The organism is Sphingobium sp. BHU LFT2, assembly GCF_018604485.1.
Lineage (GTDB): Bacteria > Pseudomonadota > Alphaproteobacteria > Sphingomonadales > Sphingomonadaceae > Sphingobium > Sphingobium yanoikuyae_A.
This window is the reverse complement of record NZ_JAFCGW010000007.1, coordinates 57,854-78,565: the sequence shown is the minus strand read 5'-3', so window position 1 is coordinate 78,565 and position 20,712 is coordinate 57,854. Positions and strand designations below refer to the sequence as shown.

General features: G+C 65.7%; 28 protein-coding genes. 13 read left to right on the top strand and 15 right to left on the bottom strand.

Annotated features, from left to right (window positions below):
- Window positions 1-36: 36 nt before the first annotated feature.
- Window positions 37-1,422, bottom strand: a complete 1,386-nt coding sequence (gene fumC, locus JQK15_RS14855; protein ID WP_037521156.1) for a class II fumarate hydratase — start codon at window positions 1,420-1,422, stop codon at window positions 37-39.
- A 225-nt stretch (window positions 1,423-1,647) separates the two neighbouring features.
- On the opposite strand from fumC, the gene JQK15_RS14850 reads away from it, so the two are divergent.
- Complete coding sequence (locus JQK15_RS14850) at window positions 1,648-2,337, top strand: hypothetical protein (RefSeq protein ID WP_214866234.1); 690 nt, start codon at window positions 1,648-1,650, stop codon at window positions 2,335-2,337.
- A 27-nt stretch (window positions 2,338-2,364) separates the two neighbouring features.
- Here the strand turns inward: JQK15_RS14850 and JQK15_RS14845 are convergent, their stop codons facing one another.
- The gene (locus tag JQK15_RS14845; protein ID WP_169861922.1) at window positions 2,365-2,841 is read right to left on the bottom strand and encodes an SspB family protein; all 477 of its coding nucleotides are present in this window, start codon (window positions 2,839-2,841) and stop codon (window positions 2,365-2,367) included.
- Between the two features lie 98 nt (window positions 2,842-2,939).
- On the opposite strand from JQK15_RS14845, the gene hisB reads away from it, so the two are divergent.
- From hisB to JQK15_RS14805, 8 genes are all read left to right on the top strand, one after another.
- The gene (gene hisB, locus JQK15_RS14840) at window positions 2,940-3,527 is read left to right on the top strand and encodes an imidazoleglycerol-phosphate dehydratase HisB (protein ID WP_004208567.1); all 588 of its coding nucleotides are present in this window, start codon (window positions 2,940-2,942) and stop codon (window positions 3,525-3,527) included.
- A gap of 28 nt (window positions 3,528-3,555) precedes the next feature.
- Window positions 3,556-3,843 (top strand): YciI family protein, encoded by a 288-nt coding sequence (locus JQK15_RS14835; RefSeq protein ID WP_004208568.1) that lies wholly within the window; start codon window positions 3,556-3,558, stop codon window positions 3,841-3,843.
- A complete protein-coding gene (gene hisH / locus JQK15_RS14830; RefSeq protein WP_214866233.1) occupies window positions 3,840-4,454 on the top strand; it encodes an imidazole glycerol phosphate synthase subunit HisH in 615 nt (204 codons plus the stop codon). The genes JQK15_RS14835 and hisH overlap by 4 nt, the downstream gene beginning before the upstream one ends.
- 27 nt (window positions 4,455-4,481) lie before the next feature.
- On the top strand, window positions 4,482-5,219 hold the full coding sequence (gene hisA, locus JQK15_RS14825; RefSeq protein ID WP_037508352.1) for a 1-(5-phosphoribosyl)-5-[(5-phosphoribosylamino)methylideneamino]imidazole-4-carboxamide isomerase: 738 nt from the start codon (window positions 4,482-4,484) through the stop codon (window positions 5,217-5,219).
- Between the two features lie 120 nt (window positions 5,220-5,339).
- The gene (gene hisF / locus JQK15_RS14820; protein WP_004208571.1) at window positions 5,340-6,104 is read left to right on the top strand and encodes an imidazole glycerol phosphate synthase subunit HisF; all 765 of its coding nucleotides are present in this window, start codon (window positions 5,340-5,342) and stop codon (window positions 6,102-6,104) included.
- A 176-nt stretch (window positions 6,105-6,280) separates the two neighbouring features.
- The gene (locus JQK15_RS14815; RefSeq protein WP_004208572.1) at window positions 6,281-6,529 is read left to right on the top strand and encodes a PEP-CTERM sorting domain-containing protein; all 249 of its coding nucleotides are present in this window, start codon (window positions 6,281-6,283) and stop codon (window positions 6,527-6,529) included.
- A 42-nt stretch (window positions 6,530-6,571) separates the two neighbouring features.
- Window positions 6,572-6,892 carry a phosphoribosyl-ATP diphosphatase gene (locus tag JQK15_RS14810; protein ID WP_214866232.1) on the top strand — a complete coding sequence of 107 codons (321 nt, stop codon included), beginning with the start codon at window positions 6,572-6,574 and terminating at the stop codon, window positions 6,890-6,892.
- An 84-nt stretch (window positions 6,893-6,976) separates the two neighbouring features.
- Window positions 6,977-7,555 (top strand): hypothetical protein, encoded by a 579-nt coding sequence (locus JQK15_RS14805; RefSeq protein ID WP_004208574.1) that lies wholly within the window; start codon window positions 6,977-6,979, stop codon window positions 7,553-7,555.
- Here JQK15_RS14805 and JQK15_RS14800 read toward each other — a convergent pair.
- Window positions 7,535-8,437 (bottom strand): histone deacetylase family protein, encoded by a 903-nt coding sequence (locus tag JQK15_RS14800; RefSeq protein ID WP_214866231.1) that lies wholly within the window; start codon window positions 8,435-8,437, stop codon window positions 7,535-7,537. The genes JQK15_RS14805 and JQK15_RS14800 overlap by 21 nt on opposite strands.
- A gap of 57 nt (window positions 8,438-8,494) precedes the next feature.
- On the opposite strand from JQK15_RS14800, the gene JQK15_RS14795 reads away from it, so the two are divergent.
- From JQK15_RS14795 to JQK15_RS14785, 3 genes are read left to right on the top strand one after another with little or no spacing between them, the layout of a single operon-like run.
- Window positions 8,495-9,955 carry a L,D-transpeptidase family protein gene (locus JQK15_RS14795; protein ID WP_017500103.1) on the top strand — a complete coding sequence of 487 codons (1,461 nt, stop codon included), beginning with the start codon at window positions 8,495-8,497 and terminating at the stop codon, window positions 9,953-9,955.
- Window positions 9,956-9,960: 5 nt separating this feature from the next.
- Window positions 9,961-10,281: a hypothetical protein gene (locus JQK15_RS14790; RefSeq protein WP_004208577.1), complete on the top strand. Its 321-nt coding sequence runs from the start codon at window positions 9,961-9,963 to the stop codon at window positions 10,279-10,281.
- A gap of 52 nt (window positions 10,282-10,333) precedes the next feature.
- Window positions 10,334-11,017, top strand: a complete 684-nt coding sequence (locus JQK15_RS14785) for a murein L,D-transpeptidase catalytic domain family protein (protein ID WP_069338009.1) — start codon at window positions 10,334-10,336, stop codon at window positions 11,015-11,017.
- Between the two features lie 45 nt (window positions 11,018-11,062).
- On the opposite strand, the gene JQK15_RS14780 is transcribed toward JQK15_RS14785, so the two are convergent.
- The 7 genes from JQK15_RS14780 to JQK15_RS14750 form a co-directional block, all read right to left on the bottom strand.
- Window positions 11,063-11,788 carry a hypothetical protein gene (locus JQK15_RS14780; RefSeq protein WP_010339640.1) on the bottom strand — a complete coding sequence of 242 codons (726 nt, stop codon included), beginning with the start codon at window positions 11,786-11,788 and terminating at the stop codon, window positions 11,063-11,065.
- A gap of 98 nt (window positions 11,789-11,886) precedes the next feature.
- Window positions 11,887-12,582 carry an ATP12 family chaperone protein gene (locus JQK15_RS14775; protein WP_214866230.1) on the bottom strand — a complete coding sequence of 232 codons (696 nt, stop codon included), beginning with the start codon at window positions 12,580-12,582 and terminating at the stop codon, window positions 11,887-11,889.
- Window positions 12,579-12,833 carry a hypothetical protein gene (locus JQK15_RS14770; RefSeq protein WP_004208582.1) on the bottom strand — a complete coding sequence of 85 codons (255 nt, stop codon included), beginning with the start codon at window positions 12,831-12,833 and terminating at the stop codon, window positions 12,579-12,581. Before JQK15_RS14770 ends, JQK15_RS14775 begins: the two co-directional genes overlap by 4 nt.
- Entirely contained in the window at window positions 12,830-13,489 is a 660-nt protein-coding gene (locus tag JQK15_RS14765; RefSeq protein WP_214866229.1) for an HAD-IA family hydrolase, read from the bottom strand. Before JQK15_RS14765 ends, JQK15_RS14770 begins: the two co-directional genes overlap by 4 nt.
- A gap of 10 nt (window positions 13,490-13,499) precedes the next feature.
- Window positions 13,500-14,867 carry an RluA family pseudouridine synthase gene (locus JQK15_RS14760; RefSeq protein ID WP_214866228.1) on the bottom strand — a complete coding sequence of 456 codons (1,368 nt, stop codon included), beginning with the start codon at window positions 14,865-14,867 and terminating at the stop codon, window positions 13,500-13,502.
- Complete coding sequence (gene crcB / locus JQK15_RS14755) at window positions 14,864-15,250, bottom strand: fluoride efflux transporter CrcB (protein WP_010339636.1); 387 nt, start codon at window positions 15,248-15,250, stop codon at window positions 14,864-14,866. The genes JQK15_RS14760 and crcB overlap by 4 nt, the downstream gene beginning before the upstream one ends.
- 44 nt (window positions 15,251-15,294) lie before the next feature.
- The gene (locus JQK15_RS14750; RefSeq protein ID WP_161732103.1) at window positions 15,295-16,257 is read right to left on the bottom strand and encodes a DMT family transporter; all 963 of its coding nucleotides are present in this window, start codon (window positions 16,255-16,257) and stop codon (window positions 15,295-15,297) included.
- On the opposite strand from JQK15_RS14750, the gene JQK15_RS14745 reads away from it, so the two are divergent.
- A complete protein-coding gene (locus JQK15_RS14745) occupies window positions 16,256-16,834 on the top strand; it encodes an Lrp/AsnC family transcriptional regulator (RefSeq protein ID WP_214866227.1) in 579 nt (192 codons plus the stop codon). The two genes, JQK15_RS14750 and JQK15_RS14745, sit on opposite strands and share 2 nt — an antisense overlap.
- Before the next feature lie 18 nt (window positions 16,835-16,852).
- Here the strand turns inward: JQK15_RS14745 and JQK15_RS14740 are convergent, their stop codons facing one another.
- From JQK15_RS14740 to JQK15_RS14720, 5 genes are all read right to left on the bottom strand, one after another.
- Window positions 16,853-17,872, bottom strand: coding sequence for a fatty acid desaturase family protein (locus tag JQK15_RS14740; protein ID WP_214866226.1), 1,020 nt, complete (start codon window positions 17,870-17,872; stop codon window positions 16,853-16,855).
- Window positions 17,873-18,130: 258 nt separating this feature from the next.
- Window positions 18,131-19,039, bottom strand: coding sequence for a LysR substrate-binding domain-containing protein (locus JQK15_RS14735; protein ID WP_214866225.1), 909 nt, complete (start codon window positions 19,037-19,039; stop codon window positions 18,131-18,133).
- Window positions 19,040-19,125: 86 nt separating this feature from the next.
- Window positions 19,126-19,377 (bottom strand): hypothetical protein, encoded by a 252-nt coding sequence (locus JQK15_RS14730; RefSeq protein WP_353047203.1) that lies wholly within the window; start codon window positions 19,375-19,377, stop codon window positions 19,126-19,128.
- Window positions 19,367-19,732, bottom strand: a complete 366-nt coding sequence (locus tag JQK15_RS14725; protein ID WP_010339630.1) for a hypothetical protein — start codon at window positions 19,730-19,732, stop codon at window positions 19,367-19,369. The genes JQK15_RS14730 and JQK15_RS14725 overlap by 11 nt, the downstream gene beginning before the upstream one ends.
- Before the next feature lie 151 nt (window positions 19,733-19,883).
- Window positions 19,884-20,630 carry a hypothetical protein gene (locus JQK15_RS14720; protein ID WP_214866224.1) on the bottom strand — a complete coding sequence of 249 codons (747 nt, stop codon included), beginning with the start codon at window positions 20,628-20,630 and terminating at the stop codon, window positions 19,884-19,886.
- Window positions 20,631-20,712: the final 82 nt, after the last annotated feature.

Sequence of the window (20,712 nt, the reverse complement as noted above, 5' to 3'; positions counted from 1 at the left end):
TATCGCACCCGCCCCGGTTCCGCCAGTTGATCTGGATCAGACCATATTTTCCGGCCGCACCAGCCGGTCGAAGGTCGGCTCATCGACCAGCCCCAGTTCGAGGCCGGCCTGCTTGAGTGTCAGCCCCTTCTTGTGCGCATGCTTGGCGATGGTCGCGGCATTGTCATAGCCGATCTCCGGCGCCAGCGCGGTCACCAGCATCAGCGAGCGCTCGACCAGTTCGGCGATCCGGCCCTCATTGGCCTGCATCCCTTCGACGCAGCGTTCGGCGAAGCTTTCCATGCCGACGCTGAGCAGATGGATCGAGCGCAGCACATTTGCGCCGATCAGCGGCATGAAGACATTGAGTTCGAAATGGCCCTGCATGCCGCCGACGGTCACTGCCTGATGATTGCCGATCACCTGCGCCGCTACCATGGTCAGCGATTCGCACTGGGTCGGGTTGACCTTGCCCGGCATGATCGAGCTGCCCGGCTCATTGGCGGGCAGGTCCAGCTCGCCCAGGCCCGAGCGCGGGCCGGAGCCCAGGAAGCGGATGTCGTTGGCGATCTTGGTCAGCGCCACCGCCAGCGTGTTGAGCGCGCCGGAGAAGAAGACGAGGCCATCCTTGGCGGCCAGCTGCTCGAACTTGTTGGGCGCGCTTTCGAACGGGGTGCCGGCAATGTCGCTGATCGCGGCCGTCATGTCGTCCGCCCAGCCATCGGGTGCGTTGAGACCGGTGCCGACCGCCGTGCCGCCGATCGCCAGCTTGCGGATATTGCCGTTCAATGCGCCTTCGATCCGCGCCTTGCTGCTGACCAGCTGCGCGGCATAGCCGGAAAATTCCTGGCCCAGCGTCAGCGGCGTCGCATCCTGCGTATGGGTGCGGCCGATCTTGACGATATGACCCCAGCCTTCCGCCTTGGCGGTCAGCGCGCCGGTCAGCTTCTCCAGCGCCGGGATCAGCTTGTCGCGGGTCGCCAGCACGGTCGCGACATGCAGCGCGGTCGGGAAGCTGTCGTTCGACGACTGGCTCATGTTCACATGGTCGTTGGGATGGACCGGGCTCTTGCCGCCGCGCGTGCCGGCCAGCTGCTCATTGGCATAGCCGGCGATCACCTCATTGACGTTCATGTTGGTCTGGGTGCCGCTGCCGGTCTGCCAGATGACGAGCGGAAACTGGTCGTCGAGCGCGCCGGAGACGATCTGCTGCGCGGCATTCTCGATGCCCGCGACGATCGTCGCGTCCAGGCCATGTTTCGCATTCACCCGCGCCGCCGCCTGCTTCACGATCGCCTGCGCATGGACGATGCCGATCGGCATCCGCTCGGTCGCGCCGAAGGGAAAATTCTCGATGCTGCGCTGGGTCTGGGCGCCCCAATAGGCGTCGGCCGGCACCTCGATGGCGCCAATGCTGTCGGTTTCGGTGCGGGTAGCGGACATTCAGAACTCCCAGTTAAGAATCAATCGCAAAACTGGTTCCGATGTAGGGCCGGGGCGGGAAATTCCAAGGCGAAACTTGCGAATATCGCATATCCCTATGGCCCATCCGCACGGCGCGCCACAGGCCGTCATGCAGCGGCAGGATCTGCGCCTTTACCGGGGTTTACCGCAATTGATCGGCGCACGCGCCCCGATATCCTGCCCGGCGTCCAGGAGGAAAGCCGCATGTCCGATCGTCCCGTCCTTGCCCTCCTCCTCTGCCTTGCCGCCACGACCGCTCCGGTCCGCGCAGCAGAAGAAGAAAAATCATCCGACGATCCCACCAAGATCGCGACCAAGGTCGGCATCACCCGCGCCTCCGACGAATTTTCGCTGTCCGGATCGGTCGCGGTCGGCCCCAAGCTGAAATTCAATGCCCGCGTGTCGGAATCGGGCCTCTGGTCGGTCGGCGCATCCTATCTGCTCCCGGTCGCGATCCTGACCTTCTCGGCCGGCAAGAGTCATTTCGATTCGGGCGTGGAACAGACGCGCTATTCGCTCGGCGGCTTCGTGCCGCTGTCGCAAATTGGGCTGAAGACCGGGAAACTGCAGATATTCGTGCCCTTCGGCTATACCTATACCAATGGGCATGGTCCGGTCAGCGATATCGACCAGAGCGATGGCCTGCCGATCGCGCTCAGCAGTAACAGCGGCTATGCCGGGCTGTTCCTGTTGCGGCCGCTGGGGCCGAAGCTGACCGCGATGGCGGGCGGCAATGTGACCAGGGGCACCCATGATTTTTCGGGCGTGGCGCTGGGTGGTGGCCTGTCCTACCATTTTACCCGTCGCGACACGGTCGGCGCCAATATCAGCTATGTCGACAATAGTTTCGGGACGAGCCAGAAGCTGCGCTTCTCCTACCGCCACGAATTTTGAGCCTGCGGCCGATCCCGGCCGCCGGGCTCACTTCTTCTTGCCGAAATCCACCGTAACGACGTTGGAGCCATCCTCGCTCGTGACCAGCGGCGCGTCATTTTCGGCCATGTCATGGGGCTCGGGCTCTTCGTCGGCCTGAACCTGGAACTGCAGCGCGAAATTAACGGCGGGATCGACGAAGGCGGTGATCGCGCTGAAGGGAATGACCAGATGGGCCGCGACCTGGTTGAAGGTCAGGCTGACCTCGAAATGGCGGTCGCTGACCTTGAGATCCCAGAACTTGTTCTGGAGGACGATGGTCATTTCGTCCGGGAAACGTTCCGACAGATGCTTGGGGATATCCACCCCGGCGGCATGGGTCTTGAACGTGATGTAGAAATGATGCGCGCCCGGCAGGCCGCCGGTCTGCTGCACTTCGCCCAGCACGCGGCCGACGACCGCGCGCAGGGCCTCCTGCACGATTTCGTCATAGGGAATCAGGCTGTCGGGCAGGTCTTCACTCATGGGGCATATGTCCTAACGACGCGAAAGCGGCGGTCAACCCCCGCCCGAGAGGTACATCATCAGATTGCATGGCGCGCGCGACGCGCTATAGGGCGCGCATGCGCACGGCCGAGATTCACCGCAACACTGCGGAAACGCAGATCGACGTGACCGTCAACCTCGACGGCACCGGTCTTTACACCGTCTCCACCGGGATCGGCTTCCTCGACCATATGATCGAGCAGCTGTCGCGTCACTCGCTGATCGACATGACCGTCAAGACCGTCGGCGACCTGCATGTCGACCAGCATCACACCACCGAGGATACGGCGATCGCGATCGGCGAGGCGCTGGCCAAGGCGCTGGGCGACAAGCGCGGCATCAGCCGGTACGGCAGCGTCTATTCGCCGATGGACGAAACGCTGAGCCGCGTCGCGCTCGACATTTCCGGCCGCCCCTGGCTGGTGTGCAAGCTGCCCTTCACCGTCACCAAGATCGGCGAATGGGACACGGAAATGGTGGAGCATTTCTTCCACAGCCTGGCCCAGGCCGCCGGCATCACGCTGCACATCGAGCTGCTCTATGGCAGCAACAACCATCATATCGTCGAAAGCGCGTTCAAGGGCCTGGCCCGCGCGCTGCGCCAGGCGGTGGAGATCGACCCGCGCAAGGCCGACGCCATCCCCTCGACCAAGGGCATGCTCTAAGCATCATTTCCATAGAAAGGCCGACCCCATGTTCATCATTTCGCTGACCTATACGGCGCCGATCGATGTGCTGGACGGCCATCTGGCCGATCATCGGGCCTGGCTGGACCAGGGCATTGCCGATGGCTGGCTGCTGCTCGCCGGCCGGCGCGAACCACGCACCGGCGGCATTTTGCTGGCGCGCGGCGAACGCGACGAGATCGCGGCGAAGGCAGCGACCGATCCCTTCGTCGTCAACGGCGCGGCATCCTTCGACCTGATCGAGTTCCTCCCGGCGCGCGCCGCCAGCGTCAATCTGGACACGCTGCTGCCATGACTATTGCCCTGATCGACTATGGCGCGGGCAATCTCCACTCGGTCCACAATGCCCTGCGCAAGGCGGGCGCCGATGATGTGACCATCACCGCCGATGCCGATGTCGTGGCCAGGGCCGACCGCATCGTGCTGCCCGGCGTCGGCGCCTTCCGCGCCTGCCGCGATGCCCTGGTGGCGATCCCCGGCATGGTCAACGCGATGAACGAGGCGGTGAACAGCCGCGGCATCCCCTTTCTGGGCGTCTGCGTCGGCATGCAGTTGCTCGCCGACGCCGGCGAGGAGTTCGGCCGGCATGAGGGGCTGGGCTGGATTCCCGGCACGGTGCGCCTGATCGAACCGACCGATGCCTCGATCAAGGTGCCGCATATGGGCTGGAATGATGTGGTACTGAACGGCCAGCCGCCCCTGATCGAGGCCGGCGAGGCCTATTTCCTGCATAGCTATCATTATGAGGCCGCCGACCCGGCCCATGTCGCCGCCGTCACCGACCATGGCGGGCCGCTGGTCGCCGCCGTCGCGCGCGACACCATCATCGGCTGCCAGTTCCACCCGGAAAAGAGCCAGCGCTACGGCCTGTCCTTCCTCTCCCGTTTTCTCGACTGGCGCCCCTGAGGCCCCGCTCGCGCAAAGGTTACGTCCATGTCCCTGATCGTCTTCCCCGCCATCGACCTCAAAGGCGGCCAGGTCGTCCGCCTGGCCGAGGGCGACATGGACCGCGCCACCGTCTATGGCGACGATCCCGCCGCGCAGGCGCTGATCTTTGCCGCGGCCGGCGCCCAGCATGTCCATGTCGTCGATCTGGATGGCAGCTTTGCCGGTCATGCGGTCAATGCCGAAGCGGTCGAACGCATCGTCGAGGCCTTTCCCGGCCATGTCCAGCTCGGCGGTGGCATCCGCAACCGGGAATCGGTCGAACGCTGGTTTGACCTGGGCGTATCGCGCATCGTGATCGGCACCGCTGCGCTGAAAGACCCCGCCTTCGTCAAGGCGGCGGCGCGCGACTTCCCCGGCGGCATCGTCGTCGCGGTCGATGCGCGCGACGGCTTCGTCGCCACCGACGGCTGGGCGGAAAAGAGCGACATGCCGGTGATCGACCTCGCCCGCCGGTTCGAGGATGCCGGCGTCGCCAGCCTGCTCTTCACCGATGTCGGCCGCGACGGCCTGCTCAAGGGCGTGAATATCGATGCGACCGTCGATCTCGCCCGCGCCACCGACATGCCGGTGATCGCCAGCGGCGGCGTGGCGGGGATCGCGGATATCCGCGTCCTCAGCCTCCATGCCGATGACGGGATCGAAGGCGTCATCACCGGCCGCGCCATCTATGATGGCCGCCTCGACCTCAAGACCGCGCTCGCGGTCGCGCAGGCGGCGGCTTGAACATATTACCGTTCGGGCTGAGCGAAGTCGAAGCCCAGGCCTGAGCGGAGCGAAGGCCCTCACTATGTTCGGGCGAGCCCTTCGACTTCGCTCAGGGCGAACGGAAAAAGGAAAATTGTCATGACCGTCCGCACCCGCGTCATTCCCTGCCTCGACGTTGCCAATGGCCGCGTGGTGAAGGGCGTCAATTTCGTCGACCTCAAGGATGCCGGCGATCCGGTCGAGCAGGCCAAGCTCTATGACGCGGCCGGCGCCGACGAACTCTGCTTCCTCGACATCACCGCCACCCATGAGGCGCGCGGCACCATATTGGACGTGGTGCGCCGCACCGCCGAAGTCTGCTTCATGCCCGTCACCGTCGGCGGCGGCGTGCGCAGCGCGGAGGACGCCCGCGCCCTGCTGCTGGCGGGCGCCGACAAGGTGGCGGTCAACAGCGCCGCCGTCGCCCGGCCCGAACTGGTGGCCGACATCGCCGATCGCTTCGGCGCGCAGTGCATCGTCGGCTCGGTCGATGCGCGCAAGGTGGGCGAAGGCAAGTGGGAAATCTTCACCCATGGCGGCCGCAAGCCGACCGGCATCGACGCGCTGGAACATGCGCTGCGTCTGGCGGAGCTTGGCGCAGGCGAATTGCTCGTCACCTCGATGGATGGCGATGGCACCAAGCAGGGCTATGACCTGGCGCTGACCCGCATGATCGCCGATGCCGTGTCGATCCCGGTGATCGCCAGCGGCGGCGTCGGCACCCTCGACCATCTGGTCGAAGGCGTGGTCGAGGGTCATGCCAGCGCGGTGCTGGCCGCCTCGATATTTCACTTCGGTCAACATACTATTGCTGAAGCGCATCAGGCGCTGGCCCGCGCCGGTATCCCCGTTCGGGGCCATTAAAGCGCGGAAAAGCGCCAAAATGTCGGGTTAATTGACATTAACCATATGGGCCTTTGGCGGCCATTGGTCGCCAACCGCAGAAAAGCGTCACTTGGCAAAATTGGCACGGTTACTGCGTAGACAGGGCGCAGGGTCGTTTCGAAGCGATTTGTCCATTTTGAAACAGGGTGACTTTTATGCAGATCAGCAAACTTCTTCTCGTAGCGGGTTCGGCCAGCCTGATGGGCCTCGCCATCCCCGCCCCCGCCAACGCCACCTTCTGCTGGTTCAAGTGCGGCGGCTCCAGCGGCGGCGGCACCTCGTCGGGTGGCAGCAGCGGTGGCACGCCGACCCCGGTGCCCGAGCCCGAACAGATGGCGCTGTTCGGCATGGGCGCCGCCGTTCTGGCCGGCCGCGTCTTCTTCGCGCGCCGCAAGCAGAAGTAAAATTCATTTGACGGGTCGCGCGCGGGACGCTTGATGCAGCCCATGCGCGCGACCCTTCAAACCCTCGAACAGACCATTGCCGAGCGACGGAAGGCCGATCCATCGGCATCCTATGTGGCGAAGCTGACCGCCCGCGGTCGAGGCAAGATCGCCCAGAAGGTCGGCGAGGAAGCGGTCGAGGCGGTGATCGCCGCCATGGCCGATAATCGAACCGAACTGGTCGGTGAAAGCGCGGACCTCCTCTTCCACCTGCTGGTGCTGCTGGCCGATTGCGGCATTCCCTTCGACGATGTGCTCGACGAACTGGACCGGCGCGAAGGCCTGTCGGGTCTGGTCGAAAAGGCCGCCCGTCCAAAGGATTGATCCCGTCCACGGAAAGACATTGCCTTCCCGGCGTTTGTAGATCAGCCTCCATTGTCGGAGCGCGTTGGAACGGGGAGTGAAGGCATGATGCTGCGGACCATCCTGGGCGGACTGCTTGGCGGTTTCGCCATGTTCATCATCGGCTTCCTTTTCTGGGGCACGCCCCTGAGCGCGCTGGCGCTCAGCCGCGCCGATCCGCAGGCGAGCGCCAATCTGCAGGCCGCAATGGCGCAGGCGCTGGCCCGCAGCGGCACCGGCGTCTATGTCATCCCCGATCCCGCCACGGCGCAGGGCACCATCCTTTATGGCAAGGGGCCGGTGGCGATGCTCTTCTACAATAATGGCGGCTTCCCGGTGATGGACGGCTCCAGCCTGATCGGCGGGCTGCTGCTGGCGCTGGCCACCGGCGTGCTGATCGCGCTGGCGCTGCGCTTCGTCACCGGCGACTTCAACAGCCGGGCGCGTGTGTCGATCCTGTTCGCGCTCGCCACGGTGCTGTGGCTGCATATCGGCCAGGCCGTGTTCAACCATGCGCCCTGGGGCTACAGCCTCTATCTGGCGCTGAGCGATCTGGTCGCGCTGAGCGTGGCCGGGCTGATCGCCGCGAAGCTGATGGAAGGGCGCGCCGCAAAGCCGAGCGCGTCAGACAGCACGCTCCACTGACGCCATCCGCAACATGCAGGCGGCATGGCGCCGCGCGACCGCCATCCGGTCCGGGCCATAGCCGCCTCCCATGCAACTGGCGACCGGGATGGCGCGCGCCAGCGCCTGACGCATCACCAGCCCGTCGCGCGCGGCCAGCCCCTCGTCGCTGAGCGCCAGCCGGCCCAGCCGATCATCCGCATGACTGTCCACCCCGGCCTGATAGAGGATCAGGTCCGGCGCGAAATCATCCAGCACGCGCGGCAGCAACTCGCCCAGCGCCGCCAGATAGTCCGCATCGCCGGTATCGTCGGCCAGGCCCAGATCCAGGCTCGAGCGCGCCTTGCGCACCGGGAAATTCTTCTCCGCATGGATCGACATGGTGAAGACATCGCCCCTCCCCGCCATCAGCGACGCCGTACCATCGCCCTGATGCACGTCCAGGTCCAGGATCAGGATGCGGTTCACATCCCCCTCCGCGATCAGCCGGTTGGCCGCGATCGCCAGATCGTTGAACACGCAATAACCCGCGCCGCTGTCGGCCAGCGCATGATGGCTGCCCCCGGCGGCATTGGCGGCATAGCCATGGACCAGCGCCAGCTTCGCCGCCAGCCAGGTGCCGCCGGGCGACAGCAGCGCCCGGCGCATCACCCGCTCGGTTACCGGAAAGCCGATCCGCCGTTCCTTTTCGGGCGGCACGGCGAGCGCCAGCACCTCTTCGACATAGGCGGGATCATGCACCGCCGCGATCCAGGACGCGGGCATCGGATCGGGCGCATGAACGGTCATCGGCGCGCCGCTGTCGGCCAGCACGTCCATCACCAGGCCATATTTGTCGAAGCGCGCCTGCTGGCCGTCTGTGGCCGGGGAGACATAGGCGGGATGGTGAACGACGTGCAGCATGATCTTTTCCCGCTATCGCGATTTGATAGATGGCCGCTTTGCGCTATCTGGTCCAGCATGAACCGTCCCGATTTGATCCGTTTCCTCGCCCTGCCCCTGCTGGCCGCCGCCGCCATCCCGGCCGTCGCGCAGCCGCCGGCCGTGACACCGACCCAGAGCGCGCCGCCGGCTGGCCAGGTCGTGCTGCCTCCGCCGATGGCAGTGATGCCCCCGCCCGTGCCGCTACCGGCCCTGTCGCAGGCGCAGGATGATTGGGCGAATGAATGGCTCAAGAGCGGCATGGCCGAAGGGCTGATGGCGCGCAGCAAGCCGACCGCACCGATGCACGGCCAGCAATTGCTGAACGCATTGCTGGATCGCGGTCGCGCGCTCAGCACCGGCCGGGTCGATACCGCCGATTTTCTGGAGGTCTGGGCGCTGCGCCCCGCCGCCTTCGATCCGCGCCCCTCGCTCGCCAAGGCGATTGCCGAGGATCGGCTGCCGCAATGGGCCGCCAGCCTGACCCCGCCCTATTCGGGCTATGACGGGCTGCGCAAGGGCCTCGCCACCTATGAGAAGATCCGTGACACCGGCGGCTGGCCCAGCCTGTCGGCCGGCGCCTCGGCCGATGTCGTGCGCGCCCGCCTGGCGCTGGAGGACAAGAGCGTCACCGGCACCGAGCCGCTGACCGCCGCGCTGCAACGCGCGCAGCGCCGCTATGGCCTCAACCCCACCGGCCTGCTCGACGCGCGCACCCTGACCGCGCTCAACGTGTCGGTGGATGATCGCATCGCCGCGATCATGGCCAATATGGAACGCTGGCGCTGGATGCCGCGCGAATTGCCGGTCAACCGCGTCCAGGTGAACATCGCCGCCGCCGTGCTGACCGTGTTCCAGGGCGACGAACCCGTCACATCGATGCGCGCCGTCACCGGTAGCCCGACCAACCAGACACCGATGCTGTCGTCGAACATCCATTCCATCGTGGTCAATCCGCCCTGGAACGTGCCGATGTCGATCGCCAGGAAGGAATTGTTCCCCAAGGGCCGCGCGACGCTGGCCAAGCAGGGCTACAAGATCGTGAAGACGCCCGAGGGCGGCGAGCGCATCGTCCAGCCCGCCGGTCCCAACAGCGCGCTCGGCCGGCTGAAGTTCGATTTCAACAATCCCTTCGCCGTCTATCTGCACGACACGCCTTCGCGCGGGAAATTCTCCAGCTATGACCGGCTTGCCAGCCATGGCTGCATCCGCCTGGAAAAGCCGGTATCGCTGGCCGAACTCATGGTGGCGAGCGATCCCAGCCTGTCGGGCCAGATCCAGAGCCTGATCGACACCAACAAGACCCAGCGCGTGTCGCTGCCCTCGCAGGTCGCGGTCTATCTGCTCTACTGGACCGCCTTTGCCAGCAGCAACGGCACCATGAACTTCCGCGCCGATCCCTATGACTGGGACAAGCTGCTGGCCCAGAAGATCGAGGCCTCCAGCCGCCGCGTCGACCCCACTGCGGTCAATTCGACCGCCCCCGCAGCCAAGGACTGATCCCCATGCGCCATTTTGCCCGCCCCCTGACCTTCGCCGCCCTGTCGGGCGCGCTGCTGCTTGCCGCCTGCGGCAAGAAGGAAGAGGAAGCTCCGGCGACCAATAATCTGGTCGAACCGCCGGTTGAGAATGTCATCGTGAACGAGCCGGAAGCGCTGCCGCCCGAGCCGGAAAATGTCGTCACCCCGACTCCGGCACCGCCGCCGTCCGTGTCGGAACAGCAGCAGATTCTGGATGATGCCGAAGCCAGTGGCATGACCTCGCGCCTGCGCGAAAACGGCGAGGGGAGCCAGGGAGCGGACGAAGCGGGCAATAGCAGCCTGTGACGAAGGGCGCCCCCGTCTTGGAGCGGGGGCGTTGATTTGTTATAGACGGCACATGGATCGCCGCAAATTCACGAAGTTCGCTTTAAGCGGACTCGCCTTCTCGTTTTTGACCGATAGTGTTGGCAAGGCCGCACTGCCGGTAGCGCCTGAACCCGCGAACCGTCCTCCGGTTCCCGCGACTCCATCGGCCGCACCGATTTTTTCGCGCAAGCCCTATGCGCTGCTGCTGGAAGAGGCCAAGGCCGCGCTCGACCAGCATGCGCGCGACTTCACCCTGCGCGACCGCATCGCCATCGCCGACTTCAACGCGCCGTCGAAGGAATTTCGGTTCCATATCGTCGACCTGATCGGTGGCCAGGCCAACAGCTATCTGGTGTCGCACGGCCGCGGGTCCGATCCGGGCCATTCGGGCTGGCTGCAGAGCTTTTCCAACGAGCCCAATTCGCTTGCCAGTTCGTCGGGCGCCTACAAGACGCTGACCGTCTATGATGGCCAGCATGGCCGTTCGATGCGGCTGGCGGGGCTCGATCCGCAGAACAACAATGCCGAAATGCGCGCCATCGTCATCCATGGCGCCGACTATGTCAGCGAGGACCATGTCGCCGCCTGGGGCAAGTGCGGCCGCAGCGAGGGCTGTTTCGCGCTCGCCCGCCACATGGTGCCGCAGGTATTGGGCATGCTCGGACCGGGCCGCATGGTCTATGCCAACAAGATTAACGGCATGGTCGAAGCCTGACCGGCAAAGGCCCCGCCCGGATCACCGGGCGAGGCCTCTTCATGCTCAGCCGGCCTTGACGCCGCTCAGCGCCTGGGCGGCAGGCTTGTTCGACGCATCGACCGAACCGTCGGCCAGCATCGCCTTGCTCATCGTCGCCGCTTCGGTCTTGAGCGCGGCATCGTCGGTCGCCTGGCTGGCGCCGATCAGCGCCGACAGCAGGATATTCTTCGTCACCGGATCGGCCGCATTGGCCGCCGCCGACTTGCGGGCCAGGCCGAGCGCTTCCTGATAGAGCGGCGCGGAGCCGGCCTTGTCCTGCGCGCCCAGCTTCTGGTTGCCCAGCTGGATCAGGATACCGGCCAGGATGTTGCGGCTGGTGGCATCGGCGGGCTTGGCCTCCACCACCTTGCGCCAGTGCGGCAGGGATTCGCCATAAAGCGCGATCACCTTGTCCATCTTGCCGAGCGCGCCCTGGGCAGCGGCATCGGCATAAAGCGCGTTGGCGAGGAAATTGACATTGTCGATCTTGGTCGGGTCGACCTCCACCGCGGTGCGGATGGCGGGCATCGCCGCCTCATATTTGGTTGCGGCGGTGGCATTGTCGCCCGCCTGCAGCGCGGTCTGGCCGGCGGTGAAATCGGTCACCGCCTGGTTGAAGGCGTTGATCTGTTCGGGGGTCATCTGGCCGGCGGCGGGGGCAGCGCTGGCTGCCGGGGCATCCTGTGCCAGGGCCGGTGCGGCGAGGGTGGAAAGGGCAAGAAAGGCAGGAACCAAAAGGCGGGACTGCAAGGTCAGGGTCTCCCTGGTCGTTGATCCAATGTGGCGGATGCAGTCAGGGCATCCGCCAACACAAGAATGAACGAACGAGCGGTCCCGTTCCCAGCCCCTTAGGCTCGTGCCATCCCGCAAAAGGCTCGACCCACGGCAAACTCGCCCGCACGGCGCGCTGAACGGGCCAGTGCTTCGGCATCCTCGCCCCATTGTTCGGCCTGCCAGCGCTCGTCGATCTCGGCCGCTTCCCATACGGAATCTGCATCGAACGCCTCTTCCAGCACCGCCAGGCCGCAGACCAGCGAGCCGCTCAAGGTCACCAGCCGCGACAGGCCGGCCAGGGTGAAGGGATCCAGTCCGTCCACCGCCGCCGCCAGCCGTTCCAGCGTCGCGTCGGGCTGGGCGACATGGATGATGCCCTGGGTGGTGACGAAGGCAACGTCGTAGCGGGTGCGCGCCCAGTCGAGCAACGGATCCCAGGCGGCGGCCTGACGCGCGACGAACGCCTCCGGCCCCTCGGCCCGGTAGCAGAGCATGTCGGTGCCGCCATATTCGGCAATGTCGGCCGCGAATTTCGCGCGGTTGCCAGCGACATGGTCGATCGCGGCATTGGCAAGGCCGGTGAAGGCCATCGTCGCCGGATCGACCGTCTCGCCCTGATCGCGCCATTCCTGCGCCACAGCCTCGGCCAGCACCGCATTGGGCAGCGCCAGTTCAGCGCGGGCCGGCGTGCGCACCGGGCGGCCATCCAGCCGGATCGCGAAACCGGCATCGACCGGCTCGACCGTCACATCCTTGTAGAAACGCTTCACGGGCGGCTCCGCTTGAACAGGGCCAGCATCAGGCGCGGCACGATGATGAACTGGAACAGGCCGGCGACGACCATGATCAGGCCGAACGCCTTGGCCTTGTCACCCTGCACCCAGGAAAAGCGCTGCATGATCGCCAGGAAACCGAACATGACGAGGAAGGCGCCCGACAAGCGGAACAGGCCAAGCGCGAAATGGCGCTGGCGCGCGATCTTCTCCGGGTCGACCGGCGGGATGGGAGGCATGTCGTTCATGGCGCGTCGATATGGCGGCGCAATTCGTCGCTGTCCATCGCCACCGCATGGGCGCCGGCCTGCACCAGTTCGGCCGGCGCATGATAGCCCCAGCCGACGCCGATCGCGCGGGTGCCGGCGGCCAGCCCCATGTCGATGTCGAAATGGGTATCGCCGATCATCACCGTGGTTTCGGGCACCGCGCCCGCCTCCGCCATCGCCTGCAGCAGCATCGACGGGTGCGGCTTGGACGGGTGGCGATCGGCGGTCTGCAGGGTCACGAAATGATGGGCCAGATCATGATGGGCCAGACACAGGTTGAGGCCGCGATCGGACTTGCCGGTGGCCACGCCCAGCAGCCAGCCATCACCGTCCAGCGCCCGCACCAGCTCAGCCATGCCGGGATAGAGCGGTTCGGACACGGCATTGGCGCTGCGCAGGGCGTGGAAGGCAGCCTTGTAGCGATCGGTTAGCAACTGATGATAGTCGGGCTCCGCATCGGGCAGCAGCCGCGCCATCGCATGAGGCAGCGACAGGCCGACGATCGACAGGATCGCCAGCCGATCGGGCGGCACCAGCTTCTCGCCCTCGAAGGCATGGGCCATCGCGGTGCAGATGCTGTGCTGGCTATCGACCAGCGTGCCGTCGCAATCGAAGACGGCAAGGCGGCTGCTCATGCCCCGCCCCTTATTTCTCGCCGCGACCGCGCCGCTCGCCGCGCCTGCCCTTGCGGATCTGCTTGGCATGGGCGCGGGCTGCCTTCTTCTCGTCCTCGCGGGTCGGCGTCCGGTCGATCTCGTCATCCAGCGGCATATCGCCCAGCGACAGGTCGAAGCCGAGCGCGATCAGGCTGTTGAGGAAATGTTCGGGCAGTTCCGCCTTCATGTCGATGCGGCCGCCATCGGGATGATCGACACGGATGCGGCGGGCATGGAGGTGCATCTTGCGGCTGATCGATCCCGACAGGAAACTGTCCTTGCCGCCATATTTGCCGTCGCCGACCAGCGGATGGCCGATCGCCGCCATATGGACGCGCAACTGGTGGGTGCGGCCGGTATAGGGCTGCAACTCGACCCAGGCGGCACGATTGCCGGCGCGCTCGATCACGCGATAGCGGGTGCGAGCGGGCAGGCCCTCTTCCTCGTCCACATGCATCTTCTCGCCGCCGGTGCCCGGCTGCTTGGTGATCGGCAGTTCGATCATGCCATCGTCGATGCTGGGCACGCCGATGACGATCGCCCAATAGACTTTCCGCGCGGTGCGGCTGGAAAAGGCCTTGGCGAAATGCGCGGCCGAACGGCTGGAGCGGGCGAGCAGCAGCGCGCCCGACGTGTCCTTGTCGAGGCGATGGACCAGCTTGGGCCGGGATTCCGCGTCGAAGATCAGCCCGTCGAGCAGCCGGTCGACATGCTCGTCGGTCTTGGTCCCGCCTTGGGTGGCGAGGCCCGGCGGCTTGTTGATGACGATCGCCTGCTTGTCGCGATGGATCACCATGTCCTGGACATAGGCGATCTCGTCCTCGGTCAGGTCGATGACGCGGACGCGCTTGGGCTTGTCGGCCGCCGCCACCTTGGGCTCGGCCGGCGGCACGCGGATCATCTGACCTTCGGCGATGCGATCGCCCGGCGCGGCGCGGGCGCCATCGACACGCAACTGGCCGGTACGCGACCAGCGCGACACGATGTTGAAGCCAACATCGGGCAAATGCCGCTGGAACCAGCGATCGAGGCGGATGCCATCATCATCGGCCTGCACCCGATATTGCCGCACGTCCAGGCTGACGCCCTTGGCCGGATTGGGCTTCGCCGCGACCGCAGGGGCCGGTGCCGCCGCCTTGGCGACGGGGGCCTTGGTGCGGGGCTTGGCGGCGGGCTTGCCCCCTGACTTGGTGCCGGGCTTGAACGGCCGGTCGCCATCCTGCTTGCGCGCGCTCGCTGCCTTGGCGCCGCCACGGGCACGACCGGGCGCGCCGCTGCGGCCGCCGGGTTTCGAGGCACCGCCGGGCTTGCCACCCCGTGCCGGACCGCCGGATTTGCCGGGAGGACGCCCCTTCATGCCGCAACACTCCGCATAACCGTAAGACCCAGCGCCAGCGCGGCCACCGCGCCGACCAATGAAAACAGCGCATAGCCAAGCGCCAGGCCGATCTGGCCGCGCTCGATCATCAGCATCGTCTCCAGGCTGAAGGAGGAAAAGGTGGTGAAGCCGCCCAGAACGCCGACGCCGAGCAGCAGCCGCATCGGTTCGCCCGACGCCGTGCTGCCACGCGCCAGCCATCCGGCGAGCAGGCCCATGGCGAAACCGCCGATCAGATTGGCGGCAAAAGTGCCCCAGGGCCAGGCCGCGCCGGGCGCCATCTGCCCGGCGAACCGCCCCAGCAGATAGCGCAGCGCCGCGCCAACCGCGCCGCCGCCCATAACAAGGAAGATATTGGTCATGATTGTCGCCCTATCGCGATTCCGCCAAAGGGGAAAGGACGCATTCAGGCGGCGATGCTGGCCTCTGCCGGGACGGGACGGCGATGGGCGGCGATGCAGCTCAGCACCGAGAGGATCACCAGCACGAATGCCGTGCCCTCCAAAGGCGTCGGCAGCCGCGCTTCCCACAGGAAACCATAGAGCAGGGCAAAGCCGGTTTCGAACAGGATCATCTGTCCCACCATGGTCAGCGGCAGCAGCCGGGTCATGCGATTCCACAGCGCATTGCCGACGATCGAAGCGAACAGGGCGACAGCGATCACGACAGCCGCAAAGCGGGTCCAGTCGGCCGCGTCATGCGTGCCGCTGCCCAGCCATGGCACCAACGGCAGGAACAGCAGCGCCTGCGCGCCAGTGGCGAGGCCGATCAGGAAATTCCAGTCCTGCGACGTAATCCCGTCCATCCGCCGCAGCCAATGGGCATTGCCGATCGCAAAGGCGGTCCAGGAAATCAGCGCCCCGACCGCGCAGGCAAAGCCGATGATCCGCGTCGCCACCGCGCCCCCGCCCGGCATGACGATCGCCTGCCAGCCAATGCACAGCGCACCCGCGACACAGAGCAGCAGCGAAGGCGCCAGGTGCCGCAGCGGCACCGCGCCCGCCTGTCGGCTGCCGACGATGGTCACCGCGACCGGCAGGAAGCCGACCACCAGCGAGGTCATGGCTATACCCCCCATCTGCACCGCGCTCACCAGCAGCACATAATAAAAGAGGTTGCCGGCCAGCGCGAGCCAGGCCAGCGCCCACAGGATTCGCGGCGTCAGCAGCGGCCGGATCGCCCGCCAGCGCGGCGCAACCAGCAGCACGGACATCAGCCCATAGGCCAGATAACGGCCGATCGCCTGTTCGAGCGGGCTGAAGCCCGGCACGATCTCGGGCGCCAGGAAGACCAAGCCCCAGAGCGCGCCCGCCCCCATGCCGCAAAAGATGCCGGCCAGGATCGCGCCGGATGCTCGTGACTGGTTCATGCTCGCATTCCGCCTGTCGAAAATTCAGGTGACGGGAAATATCATCATCGACATGAGAAAGGCGCTCTTGATTGGCGGGTCAAATGCAACAAATACTCATTTCATGAGCCAATCCACCAAGATCGACCATTTCGACCGGGCGATTCTGCGCCTGATCCAACGCGACACCCGCATGCCGCAGCGCGCGATTGCCGAGGCGGTCAACCTGTCGACCGCCGCCGTGCAGCGCCGCATCGCCGCGATGGAGCGCAGCGGCGTGATCGTGCGCAATGTCGCGATCGTCGATCCCGATCAGGTCGGCCTGGGCGTCACATCGATCGTCGAGGTCAATCTGGTCGATGAAAAGGCGGCGCGCGTCGACAAGGCCAAGCAATTGTTCCGCGACGCGCCCGAAGTGCAGCAATGCTATTATGTCACCGGCGGCCGCAGCTTCATCATGCTGATCGTCGCGCCCGACATGCGCAGTTATGAAGCGATCACCCGCCGCCTGTTCGCGGAAAATGAATCGGTCGCCAGCTATCACAGCTATCTGGCGCTCAACCGGGTGAAGGCGGGCATGGAACTGGTCATTCCCTGATCCGTGCGCCCCTTCGAATTACGGATTCGCCTCGACCGGAACCTGCTGCCGATCGGGACCACTGACTGCGGGCGGCGGCATCAGTTCGCGGACCACCCCCCAATAGCCCTGCGTAACGTGTGCATCGCGCGCATAGAGCGGATCGGACGCCATCAGATGCCGGTGCAACCGGCGCAGATTATGCCACGGCACCGACGGGAACAGATGATGTTCCAGATGATAGCTGACATTGAGCGGCCCGATCAGGATGCGGTCGATCAGGGTCGGGATAACGGTGCGCGTGCCGCGTATTTCCGTCTCGTCCGTGACGCCATTATGCTCCGCCATCGCCCGCAACCGGTTGAACACATTGGCCCAGATGAACTGGGGAATCATGAACAGCCCCAATATCTGCCAGCGCCAGGGCGACCACAGGATCGCGCCATAGACCAGCACCGCCCAGACGATGTAGCGGACGCGCAGCGCCAGCCGGAAATCGAAGCCGAAGCGCATCGGATTGTGGAAATTGGACAAGGGCGACCAGATTCGCGCCGCCCGCGCCGCCCGATAATAGTTCAGGCCGGACAAGCTGCGCAGCAGCAGCACGACCATGGCGCGCCCGCTTTTCGGGAAATGCTGGTCGGCATCCTTGCGCTGCACCCGATAATCATAGTCGCGCATCGTGTTGGTATGGCGATGATGCACCATATGGGCGACGCGGTAGAGATCGATGCTCAGCGCCAGCGGATAGGCCACGAACAGGTCGCCGATCAGGTCATTGATGCGCCGGTTGCTGAACAGCATGCCGTGACAGGCCTCATGCATCATTACAGCAAGGACCTGGATACGCGTGCCGATGACGATGCCGGCGATCAGATAGGCCGGCCATCGGTCTATCCTGATCGCGATCGTGCATGCGGCGATCATCGCCGCCCATTGCAGCGCCAGCAGCAGCGCGTTGCGCCAGTTGGGCACGACCGACAATTGCCGGATCAGCGGCAGGGTAGCACGGCGCGAGTAACGATAGCCGGGGCCACGTTCCTGGGCGATATCCTCCATGGAAACTGCCTCCCGACACCATGCCTGCCTGGGACGGAATGCTATGGTCGGCGCAGAACAGCGTCAAGCGCGCCCCTTCTTTCCCATCAGCATTAACGGCTTGTTAGGCGCATGGCCGCAGAAGGATCGCTTCCAATCGGTGGGGATCGATGATGGTTGATATTGTTTTCGAATTTTCGGCGCACATGCTGGCGCTCGGGTTGATCGTCGGCGGGCTGTACAGCCTGACCAAGGAAGCCGGCTTGCGCTAAAGGCCATTCAGGCCAGCGTGCTACCCGTCAGCGACGGAAAGCTTTCCGCGACATAGTCGATGAACGCGCGCAGGGTCGGCGACATACCGGTGCGCGCGGTGAAGAGGACATGGACGATGCCCTCGCTGGTCCGCCAGTCGGGCAGGACATGCACCAGCCGCCCCTGTTGCAGCTCGACCGAACAGGCCGCTGACGACAGCAGCGCCACGCCCAGTCCGGCCACCGCCGCATCGCGCACCGTCGCTGAATCATTGCTGCAGAAGCGGGGATGATGGGCGACGACATGCTGTCGCCCCTGCCCGTTCATCAACAGCCATTCATCATGTTCGACATGCTCGCCCACGCTCAGCGTCGGCAGGTCGGCAAGGCTGGCGATGGTGGTTGCCGCGACCTGCGCCGCCACCGCCGGCGCGGCCACCAGGATGCGGTCCAGCCGCCCCAGTTGATGCATCGTCAACGCCTGATCATGCACGGTGTCGATATCCACGCGAAAGGCGGCATCGAACCGTTCCTGGATCAGGTCGATCCGCTGGCTGCTGATATGCATTTCCAGATGCACGTCGGGATAGAGCAGCAGGAACCGGGCAAAGACATCGGTGCGCAGATAGCGGGCCAGCCCCGGCGGGCAGGCGATGCGCAGATTGCCGCTGATCTGTGACCGGGCACGCGCGGCAATCGCCTGGGTGGCGTCGATCCCCTCGGCGATCGTCTCGCACTGGCGATAGATTTCGCGGCCGACATCGGTCACGCGCAGATTGCGGGTCGATCGCTCGATCAGGCGAACGCCCAGCACCTGTTCCAGCCGCGCGACCCGGCGACTGAGCTTCGCCTTGCGTTCGCCGGTGGCACGCTCCGCCGCGCTGAAGCCGCCATGGCGCACGACTTGGGCAAAGCTGCGCAAATCATCCAGATCCATGGCGCCGTCCCGTCCGCTCTCCTGCCGCGTCGGACCGGTGCTACACGCTCCGCCCGGCTGGCGCCAGCCGGGCGCGGCATCCGCGATCACCGCGCCTGGCCGCTGACCATCATCGGCAGGAACAGCAGCGACGCCGCCACCGTCGCCACGAAGGACACCAGCAGATCATCGACCATGCCGTTGATGCCGCTGAACAAGGCGATTTCCACGAACAGGATCAGGAAGAACAGCGCCAGCCGCGTGAGGACACGCGGATGCGCCAGATGGAATGCGCGCAGCATCTCCAGCGCCTGCATCGGCGGCTGGCGCAACGCGCTGCCGGAAGGATCAGGCCGCACGGACCACCGCCCGCCGGGCATCCCCGGTCATGTAGAGCACGCGCAGCAGGTCGAGCTGCTCGCGCGAGAAACCCGCCGCATCGAACGCCTCCAGCTCCTCGCCGGTCAGCGACCGGCCAGTGCGCAGGATGATCGCGCTCTGGCGCAGCGTTTCCAGCCGCGGATTGGCCAGGGTGTAGGTCGGCTCCGGGCCGCGCAGGAAGCTGCGCAACCGGCCGAGCGGCGCGCGGACCGAAGGCACGGAACTGGCCGGATCGCTATCGGCCAGCCAGAGCACTTGGCGCTCCTGCGCGTCAAAGGGTTCGCCGACATTGTCATTGGCCGTATCGGCCCGGTTGAAGACGGAGTGTTGCATCGCCTTGATCCCACCTGTTGTTGCAGGGGATGTAGCGATGCACGGGTCGGGCTTGTAGCCGGCAAAAGGACGACAGATCGTTTCCGTTTTGGAAACAAAGCGCCCCAGTTCAGCAAAAGGAGGCGATGTCCCCTTACCCCTACGGCCTCTTTTATCGACCGTGGTCGGCGATGATGTCGACGCCCGTCCTGCCGCCCGGCGCATTGGTGAAGACGATGAAATAGGCGCTGCCATCGGCCTTGCGCGTGCCGCCCAGCACATTGTCGCCCTCGACGATGCGATGTTCCGCATCGAAGCCGGCGCGGCGCGCCTGGGTATAATAATAGTCGATCACGCCCTGCTTGGGCACCGGCGTCACGAAGCTCGCCGCGCGCAGGGTGCAGCCATCCTTTTCCGCACCCGCCGCCTCGGTCAGTTGCGCGCCGGGATAGAGGGTGAAGGGATCGGGCATGCGGCTGGCCCATTGCATGCCATAGACCAGCTTCTTGGCGCAGCCGGCATTGCCGCCGCCGCCCAGTTGCGCCTGTTCGCGCGCCAGCCCGCCCAGCGTCATCGGGCTGTTCTTGATCGGACCGCTGACCGGTGCCGGAGCGGACAGCAGCTTGCCACCGACCAGCTTGGCCGCTTCCGCCTGTGCCTTGCCGGCATCGCCGCCGAGCACCGGCAGGGCGCCATTGGCGGCACGATCGGCGCTGCGCACGGCATTGCGGTTCGACTGGCCGACCAGATTAGGATCGACGACGATATCATCGGCCAGCGCGCCCTTGACCGCCGGGTCCGCGGCATTGTTGGTCAACTGGTCGTCCAGCGCGGCAAGATTGCCGTCCTTGCCGCCCTTGCCACAGGCCGCGAGCGCCAGCAGCAACGTCATCACACCAACTTGTCGGGAAATCGCCATCCGCCTCGCTCCTTCATAACCCGGCACATAGAACGGATAGCGGGACTTTCCGTTCGCATTCAGGGTGCATAGACGCCCCTAC